The following is a 21695-nucleotide window of genomic DNA, read 5'->3' as shown; positions in this document are numbered from 1 at the left end:
CGGTCAGCGTTCCGTCAGCAGGGCGACCGTCATCGTCTGGTTGTGCAGCCGGCAATCGACCAGATCGCGCATCGGACCGATCTCTCCATAGGAATAGAAGCCGGCAAGCACGGTGCCGGGCCCCATCCGGTCGGCCACCGCCTGCACCTCCTCCTCCACCCGGTCGCCCATCACCAGCTTGCGCCCGACGCAGCTGGTCAGCAGGGCGAGCCGGTCTCCCGCCGTTTCGTCGGTGGTATCGTTTCCCATGGTGCCGGCACTGGCGGCGGCGGCGATGGCGCCGGCCTGTTCCGCCCCGTCGACCAGCCCGTCGGTGCTGGCATGCATCAGCCGCAGATAGAAGCCTTCCTCCACCGTACCGGCCAGGATCAGCCCGCCGGCCGTCTCGTCGATGCCGAGGATGGTGCGGATCAACCCGACCGAATCGTGGTTGCCGTTCAGCAGCTCGAAGGGGAACAGCAGGCCGGATGCCGGCAGGTCGCAGGCATAATCGCCGAGATAACGCTTGTAGACGTTCAGCGCCGGCTCGCCGTCCAGCTGGAGCAGCAGGTTGCCGACCGCCTTTGTCACCTTGCGCGCCGGCCCGAACGGCTCCCAGCCGCCGACGGACCCGAGGCCCAGATGCACGGCATCGCCATACAGCCCGACCGCCACCGCCCGCCCGTCGGACACGCCGGACGGCCCCAGCACCAGCGTGCGGACGAAAGCACCGCCGTCGCCGGCCAGCCCGCCCGATACCGGCACGCCGGACGGCAGGCGCGAAGACAGCCCGTCGATCAGCGCACTGCCGTTGACCCCGACGCCGCGAGCGAACAGCAGCACCCCCGACAGGCCCGGCCGGGCGGTCAGCGCGTCCCCGAGCGCCTCGCCCGCGCGCTGGCTGTCGTCCGCGGATGCGATGCCGGCCTCCGTGGCGGTGACGGCGGTGCCCTTGCCGAAACGGATGGCGGTGGCGATGCAGGAACCGTCGAGGACGCTGTCCCCGGCGATCTCGCCCGCCGTGCTGCATCCAACCGCTATCGCGTCGGGATAGGCGGCGGTCAGCCGGGTGGCGAAGCCTGGACTGTCGAAGATGTCGACGGAGCCGAAAACCAGGACGAGATCGGCGGACTGCGGAGACAGTTCCACCCCCGGAGGTGCAAACGCCGACTGCCAGACCCGCATGCCTCTCCCCATCGTCGATGACTTCCGGTCTGAGACTATCATGCGGCCGGGAACGGGAAGAGGCCCTATAACGTTCGTGGGCTGCGGATGGTCATAATGACGCACACCGAGTCACCATCCGAACAGGGCGTGACGATTGGATTATGACCGATGCAGGCAGAAAATGCGAGTTCCCCCGTAAGGATCTGTCAACCACACTGCGGTATGGTTGGTCTGCCAAGCAGTGTGGATCGGGACAGTCCCTGGGAGCAGGGGAGCGGTTTGCAGCCGGCAGCAACGAACAAAGCGGGCAAAAAGCCCAGAGCGGACGCACATTCCGGGGAGCAGGACGCATATGACGATGAACGCGCGCGACGACACCTCGATGCCCCACCACCCAGCCGGTGCCACAGGCGGCCGCAGGCTGGGCGTGCGCGGCAAGCTTCTGCTCGCCTTCGCCGGCATGGCCGGCATGACGGTCGCCGCCAGCATGGTCGGGCTGACCTCCTTCTCGGCGGTGGAGCGGCCGCTGACGCAGATTGTCGGCACCGGCCTGCCGGAGATGGAACTGGCGAAGCGCCTGTCCGGTGAGAGCAGCGGCATCGCCGCCGCCGCTCCGGTGCTCGCCGCCGCCGAAAGCCAGAGCGAGCGCGAGCGCGTCTATGGCGAGATCATGGGCAACGGCAAGGCGCTGGGCGCCCTGGTGGAGGAGCTGGCGAGCCACCGGTCCGGCGATCCGCGGATCGGCGAATTGCGCGCCAAGACCCAGGGGCTGATCGCGACACTGGAACGCGGCAACGCCGCCGCCAACCTGCGCCTGTCCGTCCGCGGCACGCGCGAGACGATAGCGGTCGATCTGGCCAAGGCCTACGACGCCTTCCTCGCCAACCTCGCCCCGCTGACCGAGCGGGCCGGCGCCACGCTGCGCGGCAAGGGCGAGGCGCTGGACAGCAGCACCGAGCGCGACATGAATTCGCAGGGCGACGCCATCCGCTCGCTGATCACCATGTACGAGGTGCGCGGCGACCTGGGGCTCGCCTCGGAGGCGCTGACGCGCGCCGGGGGCGCCGAAACCGCCTTCGCCGTCACCCAGTTCCAGCAGAATTATCTGGAGGCGGCCGCCCGCATGGTCAGCGCCACCGCCCAGGTCGGCAGCCGGCTGAGCAAGGAGACCTCAGACGGGCTGGACGCCTTCTTCCTGCTGGGCGACGGCGCCGACGGTGTCTTCGACATGCGCCGCAAGGCGCTGGAATCGCCGGCCGGCAGCGCCGAGCGCGACGCCATCCGCCAGAAGACGACCGAGGTCCTGGCCGATGCCGCCCGCCGGCAGGCCGCCCTGCTGGACCAGATGGAATCGCCGCTGATGCGGTTGAAGGCCGAGATCAAGCTGTCGAGCGTCAACATCCGTTCGCAGACCCGTGACTCGATGCAGGATCTGCTGGGCGACGGTCTGGCCCGCTTCCGCACATATCTGGAACTGTCGACCTACGCCGCCGCCACCGTCGGCGCGCTGAACGAGGCGACGCAGGCGCCCAGCGCCGACCGGCTGGCCATGCTGGAAACCCGCTTCACCACCGCCGCCAAGGCGATGGAGGAGCGGTTGAAAGCGCTCCAGGCCGCCGGCGACGACGGGCTGCCGAAGCTGGTGAAGAGTGCCGAGCTGCTGGCCGGCTTCGGCAAGGGCGACAACAGCCTGTTCAAGCTGCGCCGCTCCGAACTCGGCGCCGCCGCCGAGAACGAGAAGGTGCTGGCGGAGAACCGCCAGATCGCCCAGCAGTTCGCCGGCATGGTCGACGGCCAGATCGCCGCGATGAAGCAGGAGGCGGACACCGCCGCCGCCGGGGCCACCGAGGCGCTGTCGGCCGGGCGCAAGATGCTGATCCTGTTCGCGGCCGGCAGCCTGATCGGCGCCGCGGCGCTGGCCTGGTTCGTGGTCGGCCGCAACATCGTCGCGCGCCTCAGCCAGCTGTCCGACGCCATGCGGGCGATTGCCGCCGGCAACCTGAACGCGCCGATCCCCGCCGCCGGCTCCGACGAGATCGGCGACATGACCCGCGCCCTGATGGTCTTCCGCGACACCGCCAACGAGGCCAGTGCCGCCAATGCGCGGGCCGAGACCGAACGCAGCCGTGCCGCCGGCGAACGCCGCCGCGCCATGGTCGAGATGGCGGAGAATTTCGAAAGCAGCGTGCGCGGCGTGCTGGACCGCGTCGCCCGCGCCGCCGGCGAGATGCAGGACATGGCCCAGCGGATGAGCCGCAATGCCGAGGCCACCACCGGCGAGGCGGCGACCGCCGCCAGCACGTCCCAGCAGGCCGAAGGCAGCGTCAAGGCGGTCGCCGCTGCGACGGAGGAGCTGTCGGCCTCGATCCAGGAGATCGGCAGCCAGGTTCACGCCTCCAGCCAGATCGCCCGCAAGGCGGCGACCGAGGCGGAGCGTACCGACCGCACGGTGGAGGGGCTGTCGCAGTCGGCCAACAAGATCGGCGAGGTGGTGCAGCTGATCAACGACATCGCCAGCCAGACCAATCTGCTGGCGCTGAACGCCACCATCGAGGCGGCAAGGGCCGGTGAAGCCGGCAAGGGCTTTGCCGTGGTGGCAAGCGAGGTGAAGAGCCTCGCCAACCAGACCGGCAAGGCGACGGAGGAGATCTCCAGCCAGATCCAGGCGATGCAGGCGGTGACCCAGGATGCGGTGGACGCCATCCGCTCCATCGCCGGCACCATCCGCGAGATCAACGAGATCGCTGCCACCGTCGCCGCCGCGGTCGAACAGCAGAGTGCGGCCACCCGCGAGATCGCCCGCAATGTCGGCGAGGCGGCGGACGGCACCCAGCATGTCCGGCGCAACATCGACAGCGTCGCCCGCGCCGCCGCGGAGTCGGGCGAGTCCGCCACCCGCGTGCTGACCGCCTCCTCCACCGTCGCGGACGAGGTGCGCTCGCTGGGCTCTCAGGTCGACAGTCTGGTCAACCGCATGCGGGCGGGCTGACCGGGCCGCCGGGTCCGCCGAAAACCACAAACGGAACCGAAAGAAAAAAGCCCCTCTCCCGTCAGCGGAGGGGGGCTTTTCTCATGCGGAGACCGTCGCTGGTCAGCGCCGGGTTTCGACCGTGATCGGGCGCCAGATCACCGCGGCGCCGGCACCGGCACCGCAGGCGCCGCCGCAGAATTCCTCATGGGTGTCGGTGGCGCCGCTTTGGGTGTTGCGGTTGCCCTGGGTGCCGGTGGCCGCACGCTATTGAGGCGGCTGGGCCATTTGCTGCTGCTGGGACTGAGTGGTCATACCATTTCTCCTCTCGGGGAGGCATGAGGTATCAAAATACTCATCGACGATCAACTGTGATTTTCGGCAGATCTGTCGTGACTTATTTTGGCCTCAACACCAACGACCGAGCTTTGTTTTGCGATGCCGAAGAGTTGATCGTGCATCGCACAAGAAAAGGACAAGACGGACCAAGCCGTTCGTCCGCAAACATAAAACGCCCTTCCTCGCAGCGGAGGAAGGGCGTTTTTGTCGGCAACCATGCGGCGGAACGTCGCCCGCCGCTGCGCTGCGGCAAGAAAACGGCAGGGATATCAGCCGCTGTTGCGCAGGCCGGCGGCGATGCCGTTAATGGTCAGATGGATGCCGCGGGCGATCTGCTCGCCGCTGTCGCTGGTGCGGTGACGCTTCAGCAGCTCGACCTGGACGTGATTCAGCGGGTCCAGATAGGGGAAGCGGTTGCGGATCGACCGCGCCAGCAGCGGGTTCTTCTCCAGCAGGGCCGATTGCTCGGTGATCGCCAGCAGGGCATCGATGCTGTCCTGCCATTCCGCCCGGATGCGGGTGAAGATGGCGTCGCGGAGAGCCGGATCAGACACCAGACCGGCATAGCGCGATGCGATGGCGATGTTCGACTTGGACAGCACCATGTCCATGTTGGACAGCAGCGTGCTGAAGAAGCCCCAGTCGCGATGCATGGCGCGCAGCCGCTCCATCCCGTCGGGATGCTGGGCCAGATAGGCCTTCACCGCCGACCCGAAGCCGTACCAGCCCGGCAGCATCAGGCGGCACTGCGCCCAGCTGAACACCCAGGGAATGGCGCGCAGATCCTCGATGCTGGTCGATTTCTTGCGCGAGGCCGGGCGGCTGCCGATGTTGAGGTTGGCGATCTCGCCGATCACCGTCGATTCCCAGAAATACTTCTCGAATCCCTCGGTCTCGTAGACCAGCCCGCGATAGGCCTTGAAGGCGTGCTCCGACAGCTCTTCCATGGTCTGGAGGAACAGGTCGGTGCAGGGAGCGGCCGATTCCGGATGCAGCAGCGTTGCTTCCAGCGTCGCCGCGGCCAGCGTTTCCAGGTTGCGGCGGCCGACCTCCGGGTTGGAGTATTTGCCGGCGATGACCTCGCCCTGCTCGGTGATGCGGATGGCGCCCTGCACCGCGCCGGCCGGCTGGGCCAGGATCGCCTGATAGCTGGGGCCGCCGCCGCGGCCGACCGAACCGCCGCGGCCGTGGAACAGCCGCAGACGCACGCCATGCTTGGCGAACACCTCGACCAGCGCGATCTCGGCCTTGTAAAGCTCCCAGCCGGAGGTGAGGAACCCGCCGTCCTTGTTGCTGTCCGAATAGCCGAGCATCACCTCCTGCAGATTGCCGCGGCTCTCCAGGAAGCGCCGGTAGGCCGGAATCGACAGCAGCCGGTCCATGGTGGCGGCGCAGTTGCGCAGGTCGCCGATGGTCTCGAACAGCGGGGCGATGTTCAGGTCCAGCGCCTTGTCCTTCGGGCGCAGCAACCCGGCTTCCTTCAGCAGGACGGCAACCTCCAGGATGTCGGACACGCCGTCGGTCTTGGAGATGACGCAGTTCACCACCGCATCGGTGCCGAAGCGGACGCGGGCTTCGGCGGCGGTGCGCAGGATGTCCAGTTCGGAACTGGTCTCTTCGGAATAGTCGGCGTAGCCGGAGGCCAGCGGGCGGTTGGTGTCCAGCTCGCGCACCAGGACCTCGATCCGCTCGTCCTCCGACAGCGCCGTGTAATCGACGCCGGCGTCGGCGAAGGACAGCAGCTCCGCCACCGAACGCTCATGCACGTCGGAGTTCTGGCGCAGGTCGATGCTGGCGAGATGGAAGCCGAACAGGTCGACGGCGCGGCGCAGGTGACGCAGCCGGCCCTTCGCCAGTGCCGCCGAGCCGTTGACGGTCAGCGAGCGGTCGATGATGTCGAGGTCGGCGCGGAATTCCGCCGGGGTCTGATAGGCCGGCGCGTCGCCCACGGCGTGGCGCGGCGCCTCCAGCCCGTCCAGCGTCCGCAGCGTCGCGGCGACCCGCGCATAGATGCCGGAAATCGCGCGGCGGTAGGGCTCCATCTTGCGGTGCGGCGACGGGTCGGGCGAACGCTCGGCCAGCTGGCGCAGCGGTTCCGACACGTCGATGACGCGGGTGCTGAGTGACAGCTCCGACCCCAGCGTGTGCAGCTCGTCCAGATAGAATTGCAGGGCGCGGGTGCTCTGCATTCGCATCGCCTGACGCAGCACGGGGGCGGTGACGAAGGGGTTGCCGTCGCGGTCGCCGCCGATCCAGCTGCCCATCCGCAGGAAGGACGGCAGCTCCGTCGTCGTCCAGGACGGGTCGGTCTTGCGCAGATGGTCTTCCAGCTGGGCATAGAAGCGCGGCATCTCGCGCAGGAAGGTATAGTCGTAGAAGGTCAGGCCGTTGGCCACCTCGTCCGTCACCGCCAGCTTGGTGGCGCGCAGGATCGCGGTCTGCCACAGGGTCAGCACGGCGCGCTGGAGCGATTCGAGGTTGGTGTCCTCCTCCTCCGGCGTCATCGGCCCATGGTCGCGCTCGGCCAGCAGCTTGGCGACCAGCATCTGCACGGTCAGGATGCTCTTGCGCTGCACCTCGGTCGGGTGGGCGGTCAGAACCGGGCTGACCAGCGCGCCGTCGAAGAACTCCTTCAGCTGCTGGGTGGTGATGCCGGCCTTCGCCGCCTCGTCCAGCGCATGGGCCATGGTGCCGTCGCGCGCCGCCGACCCGGCAAGCGCATGGGCGCGGGTGCGGCGGATGTGGTGCTGGTCCTCCGCGATGTTGGCGAGGTGCGAGAAGAAGCTGTAGGCCCGCACCACCCGCGCCGTCTGCGGCGGCGACAGGCTGTTCAGGATCGCCTCCAGCTCCTTGCGGGCGCCCTGGTCCTCTTCACGGTGAAAGCGGATCGAAGTCTGGCGGATGCGCTCGACGATGTCGAACACCGCCTCCCCTTCCTGGCTGCGGACGGTGTCGCCCAGGATGCGCCCCAGCAGGCGGATGTCTTCGCGGAGCGGCTGGTCCTTCGTCTCGGAACTTTCCTGCAGCAGGATGGCGGACATGGGCGACGGTTTCCTGGTCGAGGATGGACGGATAGAGGCGACGCGCGAACGGGGATGATCATTTTCCGTGCAGGGGACCTCCTTGCACGCGAAGTGGTCAGACCATCGGCGACAGCATGCCGATTCTGTCGGAAGTTTCAACCGTCCGTGTGCTGGTGCGAGATGATTTCCATAAGTCGCAGCGCTGAGAAATGCGACGTCGCATAACGACCTGTGCAAAGCCCGTCCGCTCTTCCGCCTCCTGCGCAAAATTGCATGCGCGGGGGACTACCATACAAGTTTCGGCTTGCGGGCACTCGGCTACCATACTAGCATTCGGATACACGAATCATCCGTATCATCAGCGACATCGATTGCAGTCCGGCCGGCACCTTTGGTGCACCGGCCGCTTCCAACCTGCCGGCCACACCCAAAAAATGCCTTGAAGGGGAGGGACCTCCAGATGATCGACCTCGGGATTTCAAGACGCGGTTTCCTTGCGGCATCCGCCGGCACTGCCGGTCTGCTGGCCGCTGGCCGGCCGGTATTCGCCGCTTTGCCGAAGCCGGCGAGCCCGGTCACGCTGAATGTGGTGGACGTTGCCGGCAATCTGGCGCTGACCCAGAAGGCCATCGAGAATTACCGCAAGGCCAAGCCCGACTGGGCATCGCGCATCGTCTTCTCCAAGGCGCCGGCGCCGGAACTCCCCGGCAAGCTGAAGGCGCAGCAGGACGCCAACCGGGTCGACATCGATCTGGTGCTGACCGGCACCGACGTGCTGTCCGCCGGCATCGACCAGAAGCTGTGGGTCAATCTGCTGCCGGACCGCGCCGGCGACCTGCCGAAACTGTCCGACATCTATCTGGAGCCGGCCGCCCGCATGCAGGGCCTTGCCGAAGGCCAGGGCGTGGTCGTCACCTATTACCCGTCGGGCCCGCTGTTCGAATATGCGCCGGAACGGGTGAAGCAGGTGCCGAAGACGGCGGCGGAGCTGCTGGCCTGGGCGAAGGCCAATCCGAAGCGCTTCGCCTATGCCCGCCCGGCCAACTCCGGTCCCGGCCGCACCTTCCTGATGGGGCTGCCCTACATCCTGGGTGACAAGGATCCCAAGGATCCGGTCAATGGCTGGGAAAAGACCTGGGCTTACCTGCGCGAACTGGGTGAAACCATCGAGGCCTATCCGGGCGGCACCACGCCGACCATGAAGGCGCTGGGCGAAGGGTCGCTCGACATCATCGTGTCGACCACCGGCTGGGACATCAATCCGCGGGTGCTCGGCGTGGTGCCGAAGTCGGCCGAGGTCTTCGCGGTGGAGAATTTCCGCTGGGTCGCCGACGCCCATTACATGTGCATCCCCAAGGGCGTGTCGGCGGAAAAGCTCGCCGTCCTCCTGGACCTGATGAACCATCTGCTGACCCCGGCGCAGCAGGCCTACACCTATGACGAGGGCTATTTCTATCCGGGCCCGGCGGTGAAGGGCGTGACGCTCGCCATGGCGCCGAAGGAGAGCCAGGACGCCATCGCCGAGTTCGGCCGCCCGACTTACGACAAGCTGATCGCCGACCACCCCATCGAACTGCCGCTCGCCGCCGACAAGCTGGTGCAGGCCTTCCGCCGCTGGGACGAGGAGATCGGCGCGCGCAAGGGCAAGTGACGGGCAAGTGACCGAGCACCCGCCGACGATGTGAAACGGAGGGTCCCGCCGCCCGGCCCCGGGCGACGGGACCCTCCGAAGACAGCGCCCCATCCAGCCACAGGACCCCGGAATGACCGTCGGAGCCACCACCTTCAAGCAACTGCATCTTCAGGGAGTGAGGCGGGAGTTCGACGCCTTCACGGCGCTGAAAGGGCTGGACCTCACCATCGAGCGGGGCGAGTTCATCGCCCTGCTCGGCCCGTCGGGATGCGGCAAGACAACCGCGTTGAACTGCATCGCCGGCCTGCTGCCGGTCAGCGGTGGACGCATCATGCTGGACGACCGGCGGGTCGACGTGCTGCGGCCGGAAGAGCGCGGTTTCGGCATGGTCTTCCAGAATTACGCCCTGTTCCCGCACATGACCGTGCGCAAGAACATCGGTTTCGGCCTGCGCATGCGCGGCGTGCCGAAGCCGGAACTGGAAAAGCGGGTCGACGCCGCCCTGGCGGCGGTGCGGCTGGAATCGCAGGCGGAGAAGCTGCCGGGCCAGCTGTCGGGCGGCCAGCAGCAGCGCGTCGCCATCGCCCGCGCCATCGTGGTCGAGCCGCCGCTGGTGCTGATGGACGAACCGCTGTCCAACCTCGACGCCAAGCTGCGGCTGGAGATGCGCCAGGAAATCCGCCGCATCCACCAGTCTCTCGGCTCCACCACCATCTACGTCACCCACGACCAGGAAGAGGCGCTGTCGCTGGCCGATCGCATCGTCGTCCTGCGCGACGGCGCCATCCGGCAGGTCGGCACCCCGGCGGAGCTTTACGCCCTGCCCGCCCATCTCGACGTCGCCGACTTCATGGGCTTCCGCAACCGCGTCAACGGCGAGCTGGTCGGAATGGAGGGCGAGGACGCCCTGCTGAACATCGAAGGCACGGTGATCCGCGGCCGGATGCGTGCCGCTTCCGCGAGCAAGGTGGCCGTCGCCGCGATCCGCCCCGACGATCTGGAGCCGACCGGCACCGACAGCGGCATCCCGGTGCGGGTGGAGGCGGTGGAGTATCGCGGGCGCGGCTTCCACGGCGTCGGCGTTACCGCGTCGGGCACCGAGCTGCATTTCGCCTCCCCCTATCCGTTGCAGCGAGGCGCCGCCGTCCGGCTCGGCGCCGATGCCGGCCGCGTGCTGGTGTTCGGAGACGCGCGATGAGCGCCGTCCTCGAAGGCCGCGCCGAGGGTCCGACTCTGCGCCAGCGATTGGCCGCCCGCGGCATCGACGGGGCGACCCTGCTGGTGCTGCCCTGCGTGGCGCTGATCCTGGGGCTGTTCATCTACCCGTTCCTCTACGGGCTGATGCTGTCCTTCGAGCCCAAGGACGGATCGCTGTTCGGCAATTATGCCCGGTTCTTCAGCGATCCCTTCCTTTACGGCACCATCTTCAAGACGCTGCGGCTGGCTTTCCCGGTCACCCTGCTGAATTTGCTGATCGCCATCCCCATCGCCTTCCGCGTGCGGCTGATGCGGCGCCAGCGTCTGCTGACCACCCTGCTGGTGCTGCCGATCACGCTGGGCACCGTTCTGGTGGCCGAAGGCATGCTGTTCTATTTCGGGCCGCAGGGCTGGTTCAACCGGGCCCTGATGGCGGTCGGGCTGCTGTCCACCCCGATCTCCGTGCTGAACGGCTATTGGGGGGTCTTCATCTCGCTGGTGCTGACCGGCTTCCCCTTCACCTTCCTGCTGACGCTGTCCTACGTCACCGGTATCGACCCGTCGCTGGAGAACGCGGCGGCGACGCTGGGCGCCGGCCCGGCCGCCCGCTTCCGCGAGGTCTTCCTGCCGTTGCTGATCCCCGGCCTCGCCATCACCTTCTGCCTGTCCTTCGTCCAGGCCTATTCGGTGCTGCCGTCGGCGGTATTGGTCGGCGATCCAGCCGGCGCCACGCGCGTCATCTCCATCGCCGCCTATCAGGCCGCGTTCGAGGAGTACGACTACTCCATGGCCTCGGCCATCGCGATGATCATGGGGGCGGTCCAATTGCTGGTGGTCGTCGCGGTTCTCGGCTGCCGCTCGCTGTTCTACCGCGGCCCCGCCGCGGGCGCCAAAGGCTGAGGAGAGGCGGCAATGCAGAAATCCATCATGTCCCGCCTGTGGGTCTTCGCCGTCTGGGCGGTGATCGGGCTGTTTCTGATCAATCTGTTGGGGCTGATCGCCTCGGTGGTGACCTCGTCGGTGGCGACGCGCTGGCTCGGCACCTGGCTGCCGGTGGGCTTCACCACCCGCTGGTACTTCGCCGCCTGGGACGAGTTCCAGTTGGGCGACGTGCTGTGGGTCACCTTCCAGGCGGTCGGGGCGGTGGTCCTGCTGTCCGGCCTGCTCGGCGTCCCGGCCGCCTATGCGCTGGCGCGGCGCGAGTTTCCGGCCAAGCGGGCGGTGATGCTGTTGCTGCTGCTGCCCCTGCTGGTTCCGCCGATCACCTACGGCATCCCGCTGGCGACGGTGTTGTATAAGGCGGGGCTGGGCGGCACGCTGACCGGCGTCATCCTGGCCAATCTGGTGCCCACCGTACCCTTCGTGGTGCTGGTGATGATCCCCTTCATCGAGCAGATCGACCCGCGGACAGAGGCGGCGGCCCGCGTGTTCGGCGCCAACATCTTCCAGATGTTCGTCCATGTGCTGGTGCCGATGCTGATGCCGGGCGTGCTGGCGGCGCTGCTGCTGGTGCTGGTCCGCACCATCGGCATGTTCGAGCTGACCTTCCTGGTCTCCGGACCCGGCAGCCAGACCCTGGTGGTGGCGCTCTACTACGCTGTGTTCGCCTCCGGCGTCCGGGCGGTGCAGTCGATCGACGCCATGGCGGTCATTTATATGGTGACCACGCTGGTCTGGCTGATCGTCGCCTTGCGCTTCGTCAATCCGACCCAGATCGTCGGCCGCGGCAAGCGTCCGGCGGCATAAGTCCGCCGTCCAGGCCTGCCCCGTTCAAGGCTGTGATGCCAACATCATGATCCTGAACGGGGTTCCCGTAATTTCCGCCGGCACAGGCCGGTATTTTGTTTGTGGAACTCTGACGAGGTCTCTTTGATCCGGACGAGCTTTCGTTGAGAAATCCGCATCGTATCAAGTGGGATCGGCGGGAAATACTCTTGCCGACCGCTTGGTATGGTAGTATCCTGATAGACCAATCATTCGCTCCGGCCCTTCGGGCAGGTTTCGAGGCGCCATAAACCATGACGTGCCGATGCTGAACAAGATCGACGTGGAATCCGGCGAGCCGATCGCGCGGCGCGTGTATCGGGTGCTGCGCCAAGCCATCGTGACGATGCAGTTCAGCCCCGGCCAGGCCCTGTCGGAGCAGGAGATCGCCGACCAGCTCGGCGTCAGCCGCCAGCCGGTGCGCGAGGCCTTCATCAAGCTGAGCGAAGCCGGCCTTCTCACCATCCGGCCGCAGCGCGGCAGCTTCGTCGTCAAGATCTCGGTCAAGCAGGTGCTCGACGCCCGCTTCGTGCGCGAAGCGGTGGAAACCGCCGTGGTGCGCAAGGCCTGTGAGACCATCACGCCGGCCGGCATCGCCGAACTGCGCGACCTTTTGAAGGCCCAGTGGGACATCGCCGACGAACCGGTGCCGGTGCGCTTCCTGGAACTGGACGAGGCCTTTCACCGCGCCATCGCCATCGGGGCGGAGTGCGACTATGCCTGGCGCATCGTCGAGGAGACGAAGGCGCAGATGGACCGCGTCCGCTATCTCAGCGTTCCCTACGCCACGCCGATCCGCCGGCTGATCTCGCAGCATCAGGCGGTGCTGGAGGCGATTGTCGCCCGCGACCCGGTCAAGGCGGAAGCGGCGATGGGATTGCATCTGCGCGAGATCCTGACCTCACTGCCCGAACTGGAAGGCAAGTTCCCCGACCTGTTCACCCTTGAGGAGGCCGGAACTCCGCCGGCATCGAAGGCGACCTCCAGAAGCAGCGGCCGGTCACGGGTTGCCGCCCTGCGCTGATCGGCACGGCATTTCCGAAGCCAGCTGCATGAACAGATGGCAGTAGCAGGACTATATGGTTCGCCAGGATGACAATCCGGGTTGCCCTTCTCCGCGCTTCTTGACATACTACCATACAAGAATGTGAGCCAACCGCTCGCCTGGAAGGAAATGCTCCCATGCAATCGTCCGCGTCCACCGTCCCTCCTTCCGGCGCCCCGTCGCGGCGCCTCGGCGCCTCCAGCCTGTCCACCCTGCCGGCGACGGTGGCCCGCCCCAGCTATGACCGCAAGGCGCTCGACATCGGGATCGTCCATCTCGGCGTCGGTGCCTTCCAGCGCGCCCATCAGGCGGCCTACACCGACGCCCTGCTGGAAAAACAGTTCGGGCCATGGGGCATCGCCGGTGTCAGCCTGCGCAGCCCCGACACCCGCGATGCGCTGGAACCGCAGGACGGGCTCTACACCGTCGCGGTGCGCGATGCGGAGGGGGAGCGGCTGCGGGTGATCGGCTGCCTGCTGGACCTGCTGGTCGCCCATGAGGATCCGGACGCGGTGTTGGAGCGGATGTGCCGCCCGTCGGTGCGCATCGTCACCCTGACGGTGACCGAGAAGGGCTATTGCCACGATCCGGCGACCGGCGCGCTGAACGAAAGCCATCCCGACATCCGCCACGACCTGGACAACCCGGACAAGCCGCGCACCGCCATCGGCTTCCTGGCCGAGGCGCTGGCCCGCCGCCGCGCTGCCGGACTGCCGCCCTTCACCGTGCTGAGCTGCGACAACCTGCCGAGCAACGGCGACACCGTCGCCCGCATCCTGCGCCGCTTCGCCGACCTGCGAGATGCCAGGTTCGGCGCCTGGGTGGCAGAGACGGTCGCCTGTCCCAACAGCATGGTCGACCGCATCGTCCCCGCCACCACGGAAGCCGACCGCGCCCGCGTCTCGCAGGCGCTCGGCATGCAGGATTCCTGGCCGGTGGTGACCGAGCCCTTTACCCAGTGGGTTGTCGAGGACCGCTTCCCCGCTGGCCGCCCGTCTTGGGAGACGGTCGGGGTCGAACTGGTCGCCGATGTCCATCCCTATGAGACGATGAAGCTGCGGCTGCTGAACGGCAGCCACTCCACCATCGCCTATCTCGGCTATCTGGCGGGCTACGAGACAGTGTCGGACACCATGGCCGATCCCGCCTTCGCCACGCTGGTGCGCAACCTGATGGACCGGGAGACGGGGCCGACGCTCCACATGCCGCCCGGTGCGGACATGGAGCAGTACAAGGACGCGCTGATCGCCCGGTTCCGCAATCCGGCGCTGCGCCACCGCACTTGGCAGATCGCCATGGACGGCACGCAGAAGCTGCCGCAGCGCCTGCTGAACCCGATCCGCGACCGACTGGCCGCCGGCTTGCCCATCGACCGGCTGACCCTGGCCGTCGCCGCCTGGATGCGCTACGTCGCCGGCACCGACGAGAAGGGCCAGCCCATCGACGTGCGCGATCCGTTGGCATCCCGTCTGGCGGAGATCGCCGCCGCCGCCGCCGGCAATCCCGACCGGCTGGCCGAGGCGCTGTTCGGCCTGACCGCCGTGTTCGGCGAGGATCTGCCGCGCGACCCGCGCTTCACCGTCCCGGTGACCACCGCACTCAAGCGCCTGCTCGCCGAAGGCGCCCGCGCCGTCGTCGCGGCGTCTGCCTGATCCCGTTTCACCGCATTCTCTTCAGTAGGGAGTAGTCCCGTGGTTGCCCTGACCGTCGAAAAGCCGCATGTGCTGGCGCTCCGTCCCGAGAACACCCCGTCTGCCGGGCCGGTCAAGGCCGGCGAGGTGCTGGTCCGCGTCCAGCGTGCCGGCATCTGTGGGTCGGACCTGCACATCTACCACGGCTCCAACCCCTTCGCGGTCTATCCGCGCGTGATCGGCCACGAGTTCGCCGGTACGGTCGAATCGGTCGGCGACGGCGTGACCAACGTCGCGGTCGGCGACCATGTGGTGGTGGATCCGGTGGTGTCCTGTGGCCGCTGCTATGCCTGCCGGGCCGGGCGCACCAATGTCTGCGCCAATCTGGAGGTGTTCGGCGTCCACCGCGACGGCGGGTTCCGCAACCATGTCGTCGTGCCGGCCGCCAATGCGGTCAAGGTGCGTTCCGATCTGCCGATCTCGATTGCGGCCTTGGCGGAGCCTCTGTCCATCGCCGCCAACGTGCTGTCGCGCACCGGCATCGGCGCCGACGACACGCTGCTGGTCTATGGCGCCGGCACGGTCGGGCTGACGATTGTGCAGGTCGCCAAGCTGCATGGCGCCCGCTGCATCGTCGCCGACCTCGACGAGAAGCGGCTGGAGCGGGCGAAGGAGTTCGGTGCCGATGTCGTCCTCAACTCGTCGCGGGTGTCGGTTCCCGATGCGGTGCGCGACGAGAATGACGGGCTCGGCCCCACGGTGGTGATCGACGGCGCCGGCGTGCCGGCCCTGCTGGAGGAGGCCTGCCGCCTCGCCAGCCCGGCGGCGCGCATCGGCCTGCTCGGCTTCTCGCCGGCCCCCTGCAACATCAGCCAGCAGGAGATCGTGAAGAAGGAGCTGACGCTGGTCGGCTCGCGCCTGAACCGCCGCCTGCTGCCGCAGGTCATCGAGTGGCTGGAAAGCGGCAAGCTGAAGCCGGCGGCGATGATCACCCAGGTCTTCCCGATCGCCGACGCGGCGAGCGCCTTCTCGCTGATCGAGACCGACCCGTCCAGCACCATCAAGGTTCAGCTCGACTTCGAAAGCTGATCGCCTGCCGGACGGCAGCCACCAGTCAAAGCAATGGCGGGCATGATCCGCTCAAAACGCCCGAGCAAAACAAACGGAGGGACACCAGCATGAACAGCAAGACCCCGATTTCGCGCCGCACGCTGGCCAAGAGCATCGGCCTCGGCGCCGGCATCGCCGCCGGTGCGACGCTGCTGGGCGGCATTGCCGCCCCGGCCATCGTCCGCGCCCAGGCCAAGACGACGCTGAAGCTCGGCCACCTCGCCAACGAGGACAATGTCTGGCACAAGGCCTCGCTGGTCTTCGCCGAGGAAGTGGCGAAGCGCACCAACGGCGCGGTCGAGGTCAAGGTGTTCCCCAACGAGCAGCTCGGCAAGGAAACCGACCTGATCAAGGGCATCCAGCTCGGCACCATCGACTTCACCATCACGGGTGAGTCCCTGCAGAACTGGGCGCCGGCCGCCGCACTGCTGGCTGTCCCCTACGCCATCCGCGACCTCGATCACCTCGACAAGGTCGTCACCGGCGAGCCGGGCAGGAAGATCGCCGAGGCCATCGAGCAGAAAACCCAGCTGGTCCCGCTGACCTACTTCGCCCGCGGCCCGCGCAACCTGACCAGCAAGCGCCCGATCAAGTCGCCGGACGAGCTGAACGGCCTGAAGATGCGCGTTCCCAACGTGCCGCTGTTCGTGTCCTTCTGGCAGGGGCTGGGCGCCAAGCCGACGCCGATGGCCTTCTCCGAGGTGTTCACCGGCCTGCAGAACGACACCATCGAGGCGCAGGAGAACCCGCTGGCGCTGATCAAGTCGGCGAGCTTCTACGAGGTCCAGAAATACGTGAACCAGACGGAGCACGTCATCAGCTGGATTTATCTGGTCGGCGGCTCGAAGAAGCTGAACAAGCTGCCGGCCGAACAGCGCGCCGCCATCATGGAGGCCGCCAAGTCTGCCCAGGCCGCCGAGCGCAAGCTGTTCATCGAGGACGAGGCCAAGCTGGCGGCCGACCTGAAGGCCAAGGGCATGGAGTTCATCGCCGTCGACAAGGCGGCCTTCGCCGAGAAGGGTCGTCCGGCCGTCGTCGCGGCTCTGTCGCCGGAGATCAAGCCGATCTACGACGAAATCCTCGCGGTGAAGTGAGCGGAGACTCTCCCTCTCCCCCCTGGGGGAGAGGGAGATAAATCCTCCCCCCAACCGCAAGAGCCATTCCAATGCGCAACCTCTTTGCCGCCCTGGTGTCGGCCGTCTCCGCCCTTTGCCGTTGGGGAACCCTGGCGGCCATCGGCGTCCTCATCGTCGTCGTGACCATCCAGGTTCTGGGCCGGATACCGGGCTTCCCCTCGCCGCCTTGGACGGAAGAGGTGGCCCGCTTCGCGCTGGTCCATCTCGTCGCCTTCTCCTGCGGGCTGGCGCTGTTGCGCGGCGAGCTGGTGAATGTCGACATGTTCATCCTGCTGCTGCCCAAGCCCCTGCAAACCGCCGTCGCCCGTCTGGTCGACGTGGCCATCCTGGTCTTCGCCATCGCGATCATTCCCGGTGCCTGGGACTATGTCGTCGGCAGCCTGGGTGAGCGCGCACGCTCCATCAACGTCCCGATGATCTGGGTCTATGTCGTAACGCTGATCATCCCGGTCTCGCTCGCCTTCTTCTCGATTGCCCGGCTGGCCGGGCTCGGGCGCGACTCCGCGCCGCCCAGCCATGGGGAAACCGTCTGATGGTCACCGCACTGTTCGTCACCTTCGCCGTCCTGCTGATCCTGGGCGCGCCGGTGGGCATCGCCTTGGGCGGCGCGTCGGCGGTCTATCTGGTCGGCAGCGACATCGACCTCGCGGTGGTTCCGCAGTTCATGTATGCGGGCATGGACAGCTTCGTCCTGCTCTGCATCCCCGGCTTCGTGCTGGCCGGCAACCTGATGAACGGCGGCGGCATCACCGACCAGATCGTGCTGTTCAGCAACCGGCTGGTCGGACATATCCGCGGCGGCCTCGGCCTTGCCAACGTCACCGGGTCGATGGTGTTCGCCGGCATCTCCGGCACCGCGGTGGCGGAAACCGCCTCCATCGGCGCCGTGATGATCCCGGCGATGCGCAAGTCCGGCTACGACGCGCCCTTCGCCGCCGCCGTGACCGCCGCCGCCTCCACCGTCGGCCCGATCATCCCGCCCAGCGTGCCGATGATCATCGTCGGCACCCTGACCGGCCTGTCCGTCGGCAAGATGTTCATGGCCGGCGCCATTCCGGGCCTGCTGCTGGGCATCGGCATGATGCTGACGGTCTGGATCCTGGCACGGGCGCGCAACTACCCGCGTGAGCCGTGGCAGGGCTTCGGCGCGCTGGTCCGCGCCAGCCGAGGCGCCTTCTGGGCGCTGCTGATGACGGCGATCATCCTGTTCGGCATCGTCGGTGGCTATTTCACCCCGACCGAGGCCTCCATCGTCGCGGCGCTCTATGCCTTCGTCATCGGTCTGTTCGTCTACAAGGGCTTCAAGCTGCGCCAGCTGCCGGCGATCCTGCTGGAAAGCGCCATCGGAGCGGGCGGTCTGATCCTGCTGGTCGGCCTCGCCAACGTCTTCGGCTGGATCCTGACCAGCGAGCAGATTCCGCAGGCCATCGCCGCCTCGATGCTGGCGCTGACCACCAACAAATATCTGATCATCCTGCTGATCAACATCCTGCTGCTGATCGTCGGCACCTTCATGGAGACGATTGCGGCGCTGATCATCCTGTTCCCGCCACTGCTGGCGGTGGCGACCCAGGTCGGCATCGATCCGATCCATTTCGCCACCTTCGCCGTGCTGAACCTGATGATCGGCCTGACCACCCCGCCGGTCGGCGTCTGCCTGTTCGTCGCGGCCAACATCGCGAAGATCTCGCTGGGCGCGATCACCAAGGCGATCTGGCCCTTCCTGCTCTGCAACATCCTGATCCTGTTCATGGTCTCCTACATCCCGGCCCTGTCGCTGTGGCTGCCGAGCCTGCTTTTCCGCTGATTTCTCCAGATTTCCAAAGCCCCCTCTCTATTCCAAGGAGTTCGCAGCCATGGAACAATCCTGGCGCTGGTTCGGTCCCGAAGACGCGATCAAGCTGAACCACATCCGCCAAGCCGGCGCCACCGGCGTGGTCACCGCCCTGCACCACATCCCCTACGGCGTGGTCTGGTCGGTCGAGGAAATCCAGAAGCGCAAGGCGATGATCGAGTCCGACAAGGAACTCGGCCTCAGTTGGACGGTCACCGAAAGCCTGCCGGTGCATGAGGCGATCAAGATCGGCGAAGGCGACCTGACCGAGCTGTTCGACAATTACCGCCAGTCGATGCGCAACCTCGCCGCCTGCGGCGTGACGACCATCTGCTACAACTTCATGCCGGTGCTGGACTGGACGCGGACCGAACTGGCGGCGGCGCTGCCGGGCGGCGGCACCTCGCTGCGCTTCAACGCCCATGAGCATGCCGCCTTCGACGTCTATATGCTGGAGCGTCCGGGCGCGGAGGAGGACCATTCGCCGGAGGTTCTCACCAAGGCCAAGGAGTGGTTCGACCGCTCGTCGGAAAGCGACCGCGCCAAGCTGCTTACCAACATCATGGCCGGCCTGCCGGGTGCGTACGACCGCTACGACATCCCCGGCCTGCGCAAGATGATCGCGCGCTTCAACGGCATGTCCGCCGACGGCCTGCGCGAGACGCTGGCCCGCTTCCTGCGCGAGGTCATCCCGACCGCGGAAGAAGTCGGCATCCGCATGGCGATCCATCCCGACGACCCGCCCCGCCCGCTGTTCGGCCTGCCCCGCATCGTCAGCACCGAGGACGACCTCGCCCACCTGATTAACGCGGTGAAGTCGCCCAACAACGGCCTGACCTTCTGCACCGGCTCGCTGGGGGCGGGACAGACGAACAATGTGCCGGCGATGGCGAAGCGCTTCGTCGAGGACATCCACTTCGTCCATCTGCGCAACGTCGCCAAGGATCCGGACGGGTCCTTCGAGGAAGCCGACCATCTGGGCGGCGACGTCGACATGGTGTCGGTCGTCACCACCCTGCTGGAGGAGCAGAAGCGCCGCCAGGACGCAGGCAACGACAACTGGCGCCTGCCCTTCCGCCCCGACCATGGCCACGAACTGCTGGACGACGTCGGCAAGCCGACCCACCCCGGCTATCCGATGATCGGCCGCCTGCGCGGTCTGGCCGAGATCCGCGGCGTGATGACCGCCGTCGCGGCGATGAAGCAGCTGCCGGTCTGAGCAGGCTGGCGTGAGCTGGCCGGTCTGGGCTGAATGTGCGCCGACCTCACCCGCCGGCGCGCATCCCCAGGCGGGCGAGCTTCTTGTAGAAGGCGGCGCGGGAGATGCCGAGCGCCTGTGCCGCCTCCGTCGCCCGGCCGCCGCTGGCCGCGAGCGCCCGGCCGAGCAGCCCGCGCTCGAACTCGTCGTAGGCTTGGTCATAGCCCGGCAGAGGCAGCGATTGCGGCCCCTGGTCCCTTCGGGCAGCCGACGGAACCGGGACGGCAAGCGCGTCGGCGGCGTTCGCCTCGCCCAGATCAGGCAAGGCCTCCGCGAGGTCCACGGCTGTCAGGCGGCGGTTGTCGGTCAGCAGGCAGGTGCGCTCCAGCACGTTGCGCAGTTCGCGCACATTGCCCGGCCAGCGGTGGCGGCCCAGCGCCTCGACCGCCTCCGGGGTCAGGCCGCGCAGGGGAAGTCCGGTGCGGGCGGCAATCTCCTGCAGGATGGATTCGGCGATGGCCTCCAGCCCGCCGCCCATTTCCGCCAGGGCCGGCAGGCGGATCGGCAGCACGTTCAGGCGGTAATAAAGGTCGGAGCGGAAGCGGCCGTCACGGATCCGCCGTTCCAGATCGACGTTGGTCGCCGCGATCACCCGCACATCCACCTTCACCGGCCGGTCGGACCCCAGCGGCTCGATCTCCTGCTCCTGCAAGGCGCGCAGCAGCTTGGCCTGAAGCCCGAGCGGCATGTCGCCGATCTCGTCCAGGAACAGGGTTCCGCCGTCGGCGGTCTTGAAGCGCCCCTCCCGCCCACGGCGGTCCAGCCCGGTGTAGGCGCCGGGCACCGCACCGAAGAACTCCGCCTCCAGCAGCGTTTCCGGGATCGCCGCCACATTGACGCCGACGAAGGACCGGCCGCTGCGTGCCGACAGGCCGTGGATGGCCTGGGCGATCAGTTCCTTCCCCGTGCCGGTCTCCCCCAGCAGCAGGATCGGCGCGTCGGTGCGGGCGGCGAGACGGGCCTTGCGCTTGACCTCCAGGCAGACCGGGCTGTCGCCGACATAGCTTTGAAGCGTGTAGCGCGGCTGCCGCCCCTCGTCGAGCCGGCGCTTGGTCGCCGCCAGCTCCGCCTCCAGCCGCGACAGTTCAGCAAGCAGCGGCTTCAGCCGGTGCAGGCTGTCATAGAGCACGAAGCCGACGGCGCCGATGATCGCGCCGCGGTCGTCGGTCAGCGGAAAACGCGTCACCACCAGCCGCTGGGTGCCGAACAGCATCAGGTCGAGCAGGATCGGCTGGCCGGTCGCCAGCACCTGGCGCATCTGCGAATGGGGGATGATCTCCTCCACCTCGCGGCCGATGGCGTCGGCAGGATCGGAGATGCCGAGCATGCGGGCGTATTTGGCGTTGATCCACACCACCCGGGCGTCGCGGTCGACCGCCACCGTGCCCTCGGACTGGGTTTCCAGCGCCTCGAACAGCGATGGCATCGCCCGGCTGCGCAGCAGCGCCGCCCCGCCGGGCAGCGCGTCGAGGAAGCGCCCGTCAACCTGGCGTCCGTCATCCCGATCCGTCACGCCATCGCTCCCGTCAGTCCCGTCACAGGCCCGTTATCGGACGGCAGGGCCGAAACCGCAACAGCACCGGCCCGTCCGGCGCCGGGCTTTGCTGGCGC

The 21695-nt window shown here is 67.6% G+C and carries 15 protein-coding genes; 12 read left to right on the top strand and 3 right to left on the bottom strand.

The genetic code is table 11. The features are described 5' to 3' along the window. Window positions 1-3: 3 nt before the first annotated feature. A complete protein-coding gene (locus tag CRT60_RS04380; protein WP_098735240.1) occupies window positions 4-1164 on the bottom strand; it encodes an FIST signal transduction protein in 1161 nt (386 codons plus the stop codon). A gap of 334 nt (window positions 1165-1498) precedes the next feature. On the opposite strand from CRT60_RS04380, the gene CRT60_RS04375 reads away from it, so the two are divergent. Further along, on the top strand, window positions 1499-4135 hold the full coding sequence (locus tag CRT60_RS04375) for a methyl-accepting chemotaxis protein (RefSeq protein ID WP_098735239.1): 2637 nt from the start codon (window positions 1499-1501) through the stop codon (window positions 4133-4135). A gap of 587 nt (window positions 4136-4722) precedes the next feature. Here the strand turns inward: CRT60_RS04375 and ppc are convergent. Continuing rightward, window positions 4723-7494, bottom strand: coding sequence for a phosphoenolpyruvate carboxylase (gene ppc, locus CRT60_RS04365; RefSeq protein WP_098735238.1), 2772 nt, complete (start codon window positions 7492-7494; stop codon window positions 4723-4725). Between the two features lie 442 nt (window positions 7495-7936). On the opposite strand from ppc, the gene CRT60_RS04360 reads away from it, so the two are divergent. The 11 genes from CRT60_RS04360 (at window position 7937) to uxuA (ending at window position 20045) form a co-directional block, all read left to right on the top strand. Next, entirely contained in the window at window positions 7937-9127 is a 1191-nt protein-coding gene (locus tag CRT60_RS04360) for an extracellular solute-binding protein (RefSeq protein ID WP_098735237.1), read from the top strand. A 112-nt stretch (window positions 9128-9239) separates the two neighbouring features. Continuing rightward, a complete protein-coding gene (locus CRT60_RS04355; RefSeq protein WP_098735236.1) occupies window positions 9240-10307 on the top strand; it encodes an ABC transporter ATP-binding protein in 1068 nt (355 codons plus the stop codon). Next, entirely contained in the window at window positions 10304-11206 is a 903-nt protein-coding gene (locus tag CRT60_RS04350) for an ABC transporter permease (protein WP_098735235.1), read from the top strand. The genes CRT60_RS04355 and CRT60_RS04350 overlap by 4 nt, the downstream gene beginning before the upstream one ends. Before the next feature lie 12 nt (window positions 11207-11218). Further along, complete coding sequence (locus tag CRT60_RS04345; protein WP_098735234.1) at window positions 11219-12052, top strand: ABC transporter permease; 834 nt, start codon at window positions 11219-11221, stop codon at window positions 12050-12052. 283 nt (window positions 12053-12335) lie between these two features. After that, entirely contained in the window at window positions 12336-13094 is a 759-nt protein-coding gene (locus tag CRT60_RS04340; RefSeq protein WP_098735233.1) for a GntR family transcriptional regulator, read from the top strand. A gap of 158 nt (window positions 13095-13252) precedes the next feature. Continuing rightward, window positions 13253-14767 carry a mannitol dehydrogenase family protein gene (locus tag CRT60_RS04335; protein WP_098735232.1) on the top strand — a complete coding sequence of 505 codons (1515 nt, stop codon included), beginning with the start codon at window positions 13253-13255 and terminating at the stop codon, window positions 14765-14767. 39 nt (window positions 14768-14806) lie between these two features. Next, complete coding sequence (locus tag CRT60_RS04330; protein ID WP_098735231.1) at window positions 14807-15835, top strand: Zn-dependent oxidoreductase; 1029 nt, start codon at window positions 14807-14809, stop codon at window positions 15833-15835. An 89-nt stretch (window positions 15836-15924) separates the two neighbouring features. Next, the gene (locus tag CRT60_RS04325) at window positions 15925-16950 is read left to right on the top strand and encodes a TRAP transporter substrate-binding protein (RefSeq protein ID WP_098735230.1); all 1026 of its coding nucleotides are present in this window, start codon (window positions 15925-15927) and stop codon (window positions 16948-16950) included. A gap of 71 nt (window positions 16951-17021) precedes the next feature. Beyond that, a complete protein-coding gene (locus CRT60_RS04320) occupies window positions 17022-17525 on the top strand; it encodes a TRAP transporter small permease (RefSeq protein ID WP_098735229.1) in 504 nt (167 codons plus the stop codon). Continuing rightward, a complete protein-coding gene (locus tag CRT60_RS04315; protein ID WP_098735228.1) occupies window positions 17525-18799 on the top strand; it encodes a TRAP transporter large permease in 1275 nt (424 codons plus the stop codon). Before CRT60_RS04320 ends, CRT60_RS04315 begins: the two co-directional genes overlap by 1 nt. Window positions 18800-18848: 49 nt before the next feature. Beyond that, window positions 18849-20045 carry a mannonate dehydratase gene (gene uxuA, locus CRT60_RS04310; RefSeq protein WP_098735227.1) on the top strand — a complete coding sequence of 399 codons (1197 nt, stop codon included), beginning with the start codon at window positions 18849-18851 and terminating at the stop codon, window positions 20043-20045. A gap of 46 nt (window positions 20046-20091) precedes the next feature. Here uxuA and CRT60_RS04305 read toward each other — a convergent pair whose 3' ends face one another. Next, window positions 20092-21597, bottom strand: a complete 1506-nt coding sequence (locus tag CRT60_RS04305; RefSeq protein WP_098735226.1) for a sigma-54 interaction domain-containing protein — start codon at window positions 21595-21597, stop codon at window positions 20092-20094. Between the last annotated feature and the right edge of the window lie 98 nt (window positions 21598-21695).

The sequence above is a fragment of the Azospirillum palustre genome (assembly GCF_002573965.1).
GTDB lineage: Bacteria > Pseudomonadota > Alphaproteobacteria > Azospirillales > Azospirillaceae > Azospirillum > Azospirillum palustre.
This window is presented reverse-complemented; position numbering and strand designations above follow the sequence as displayed.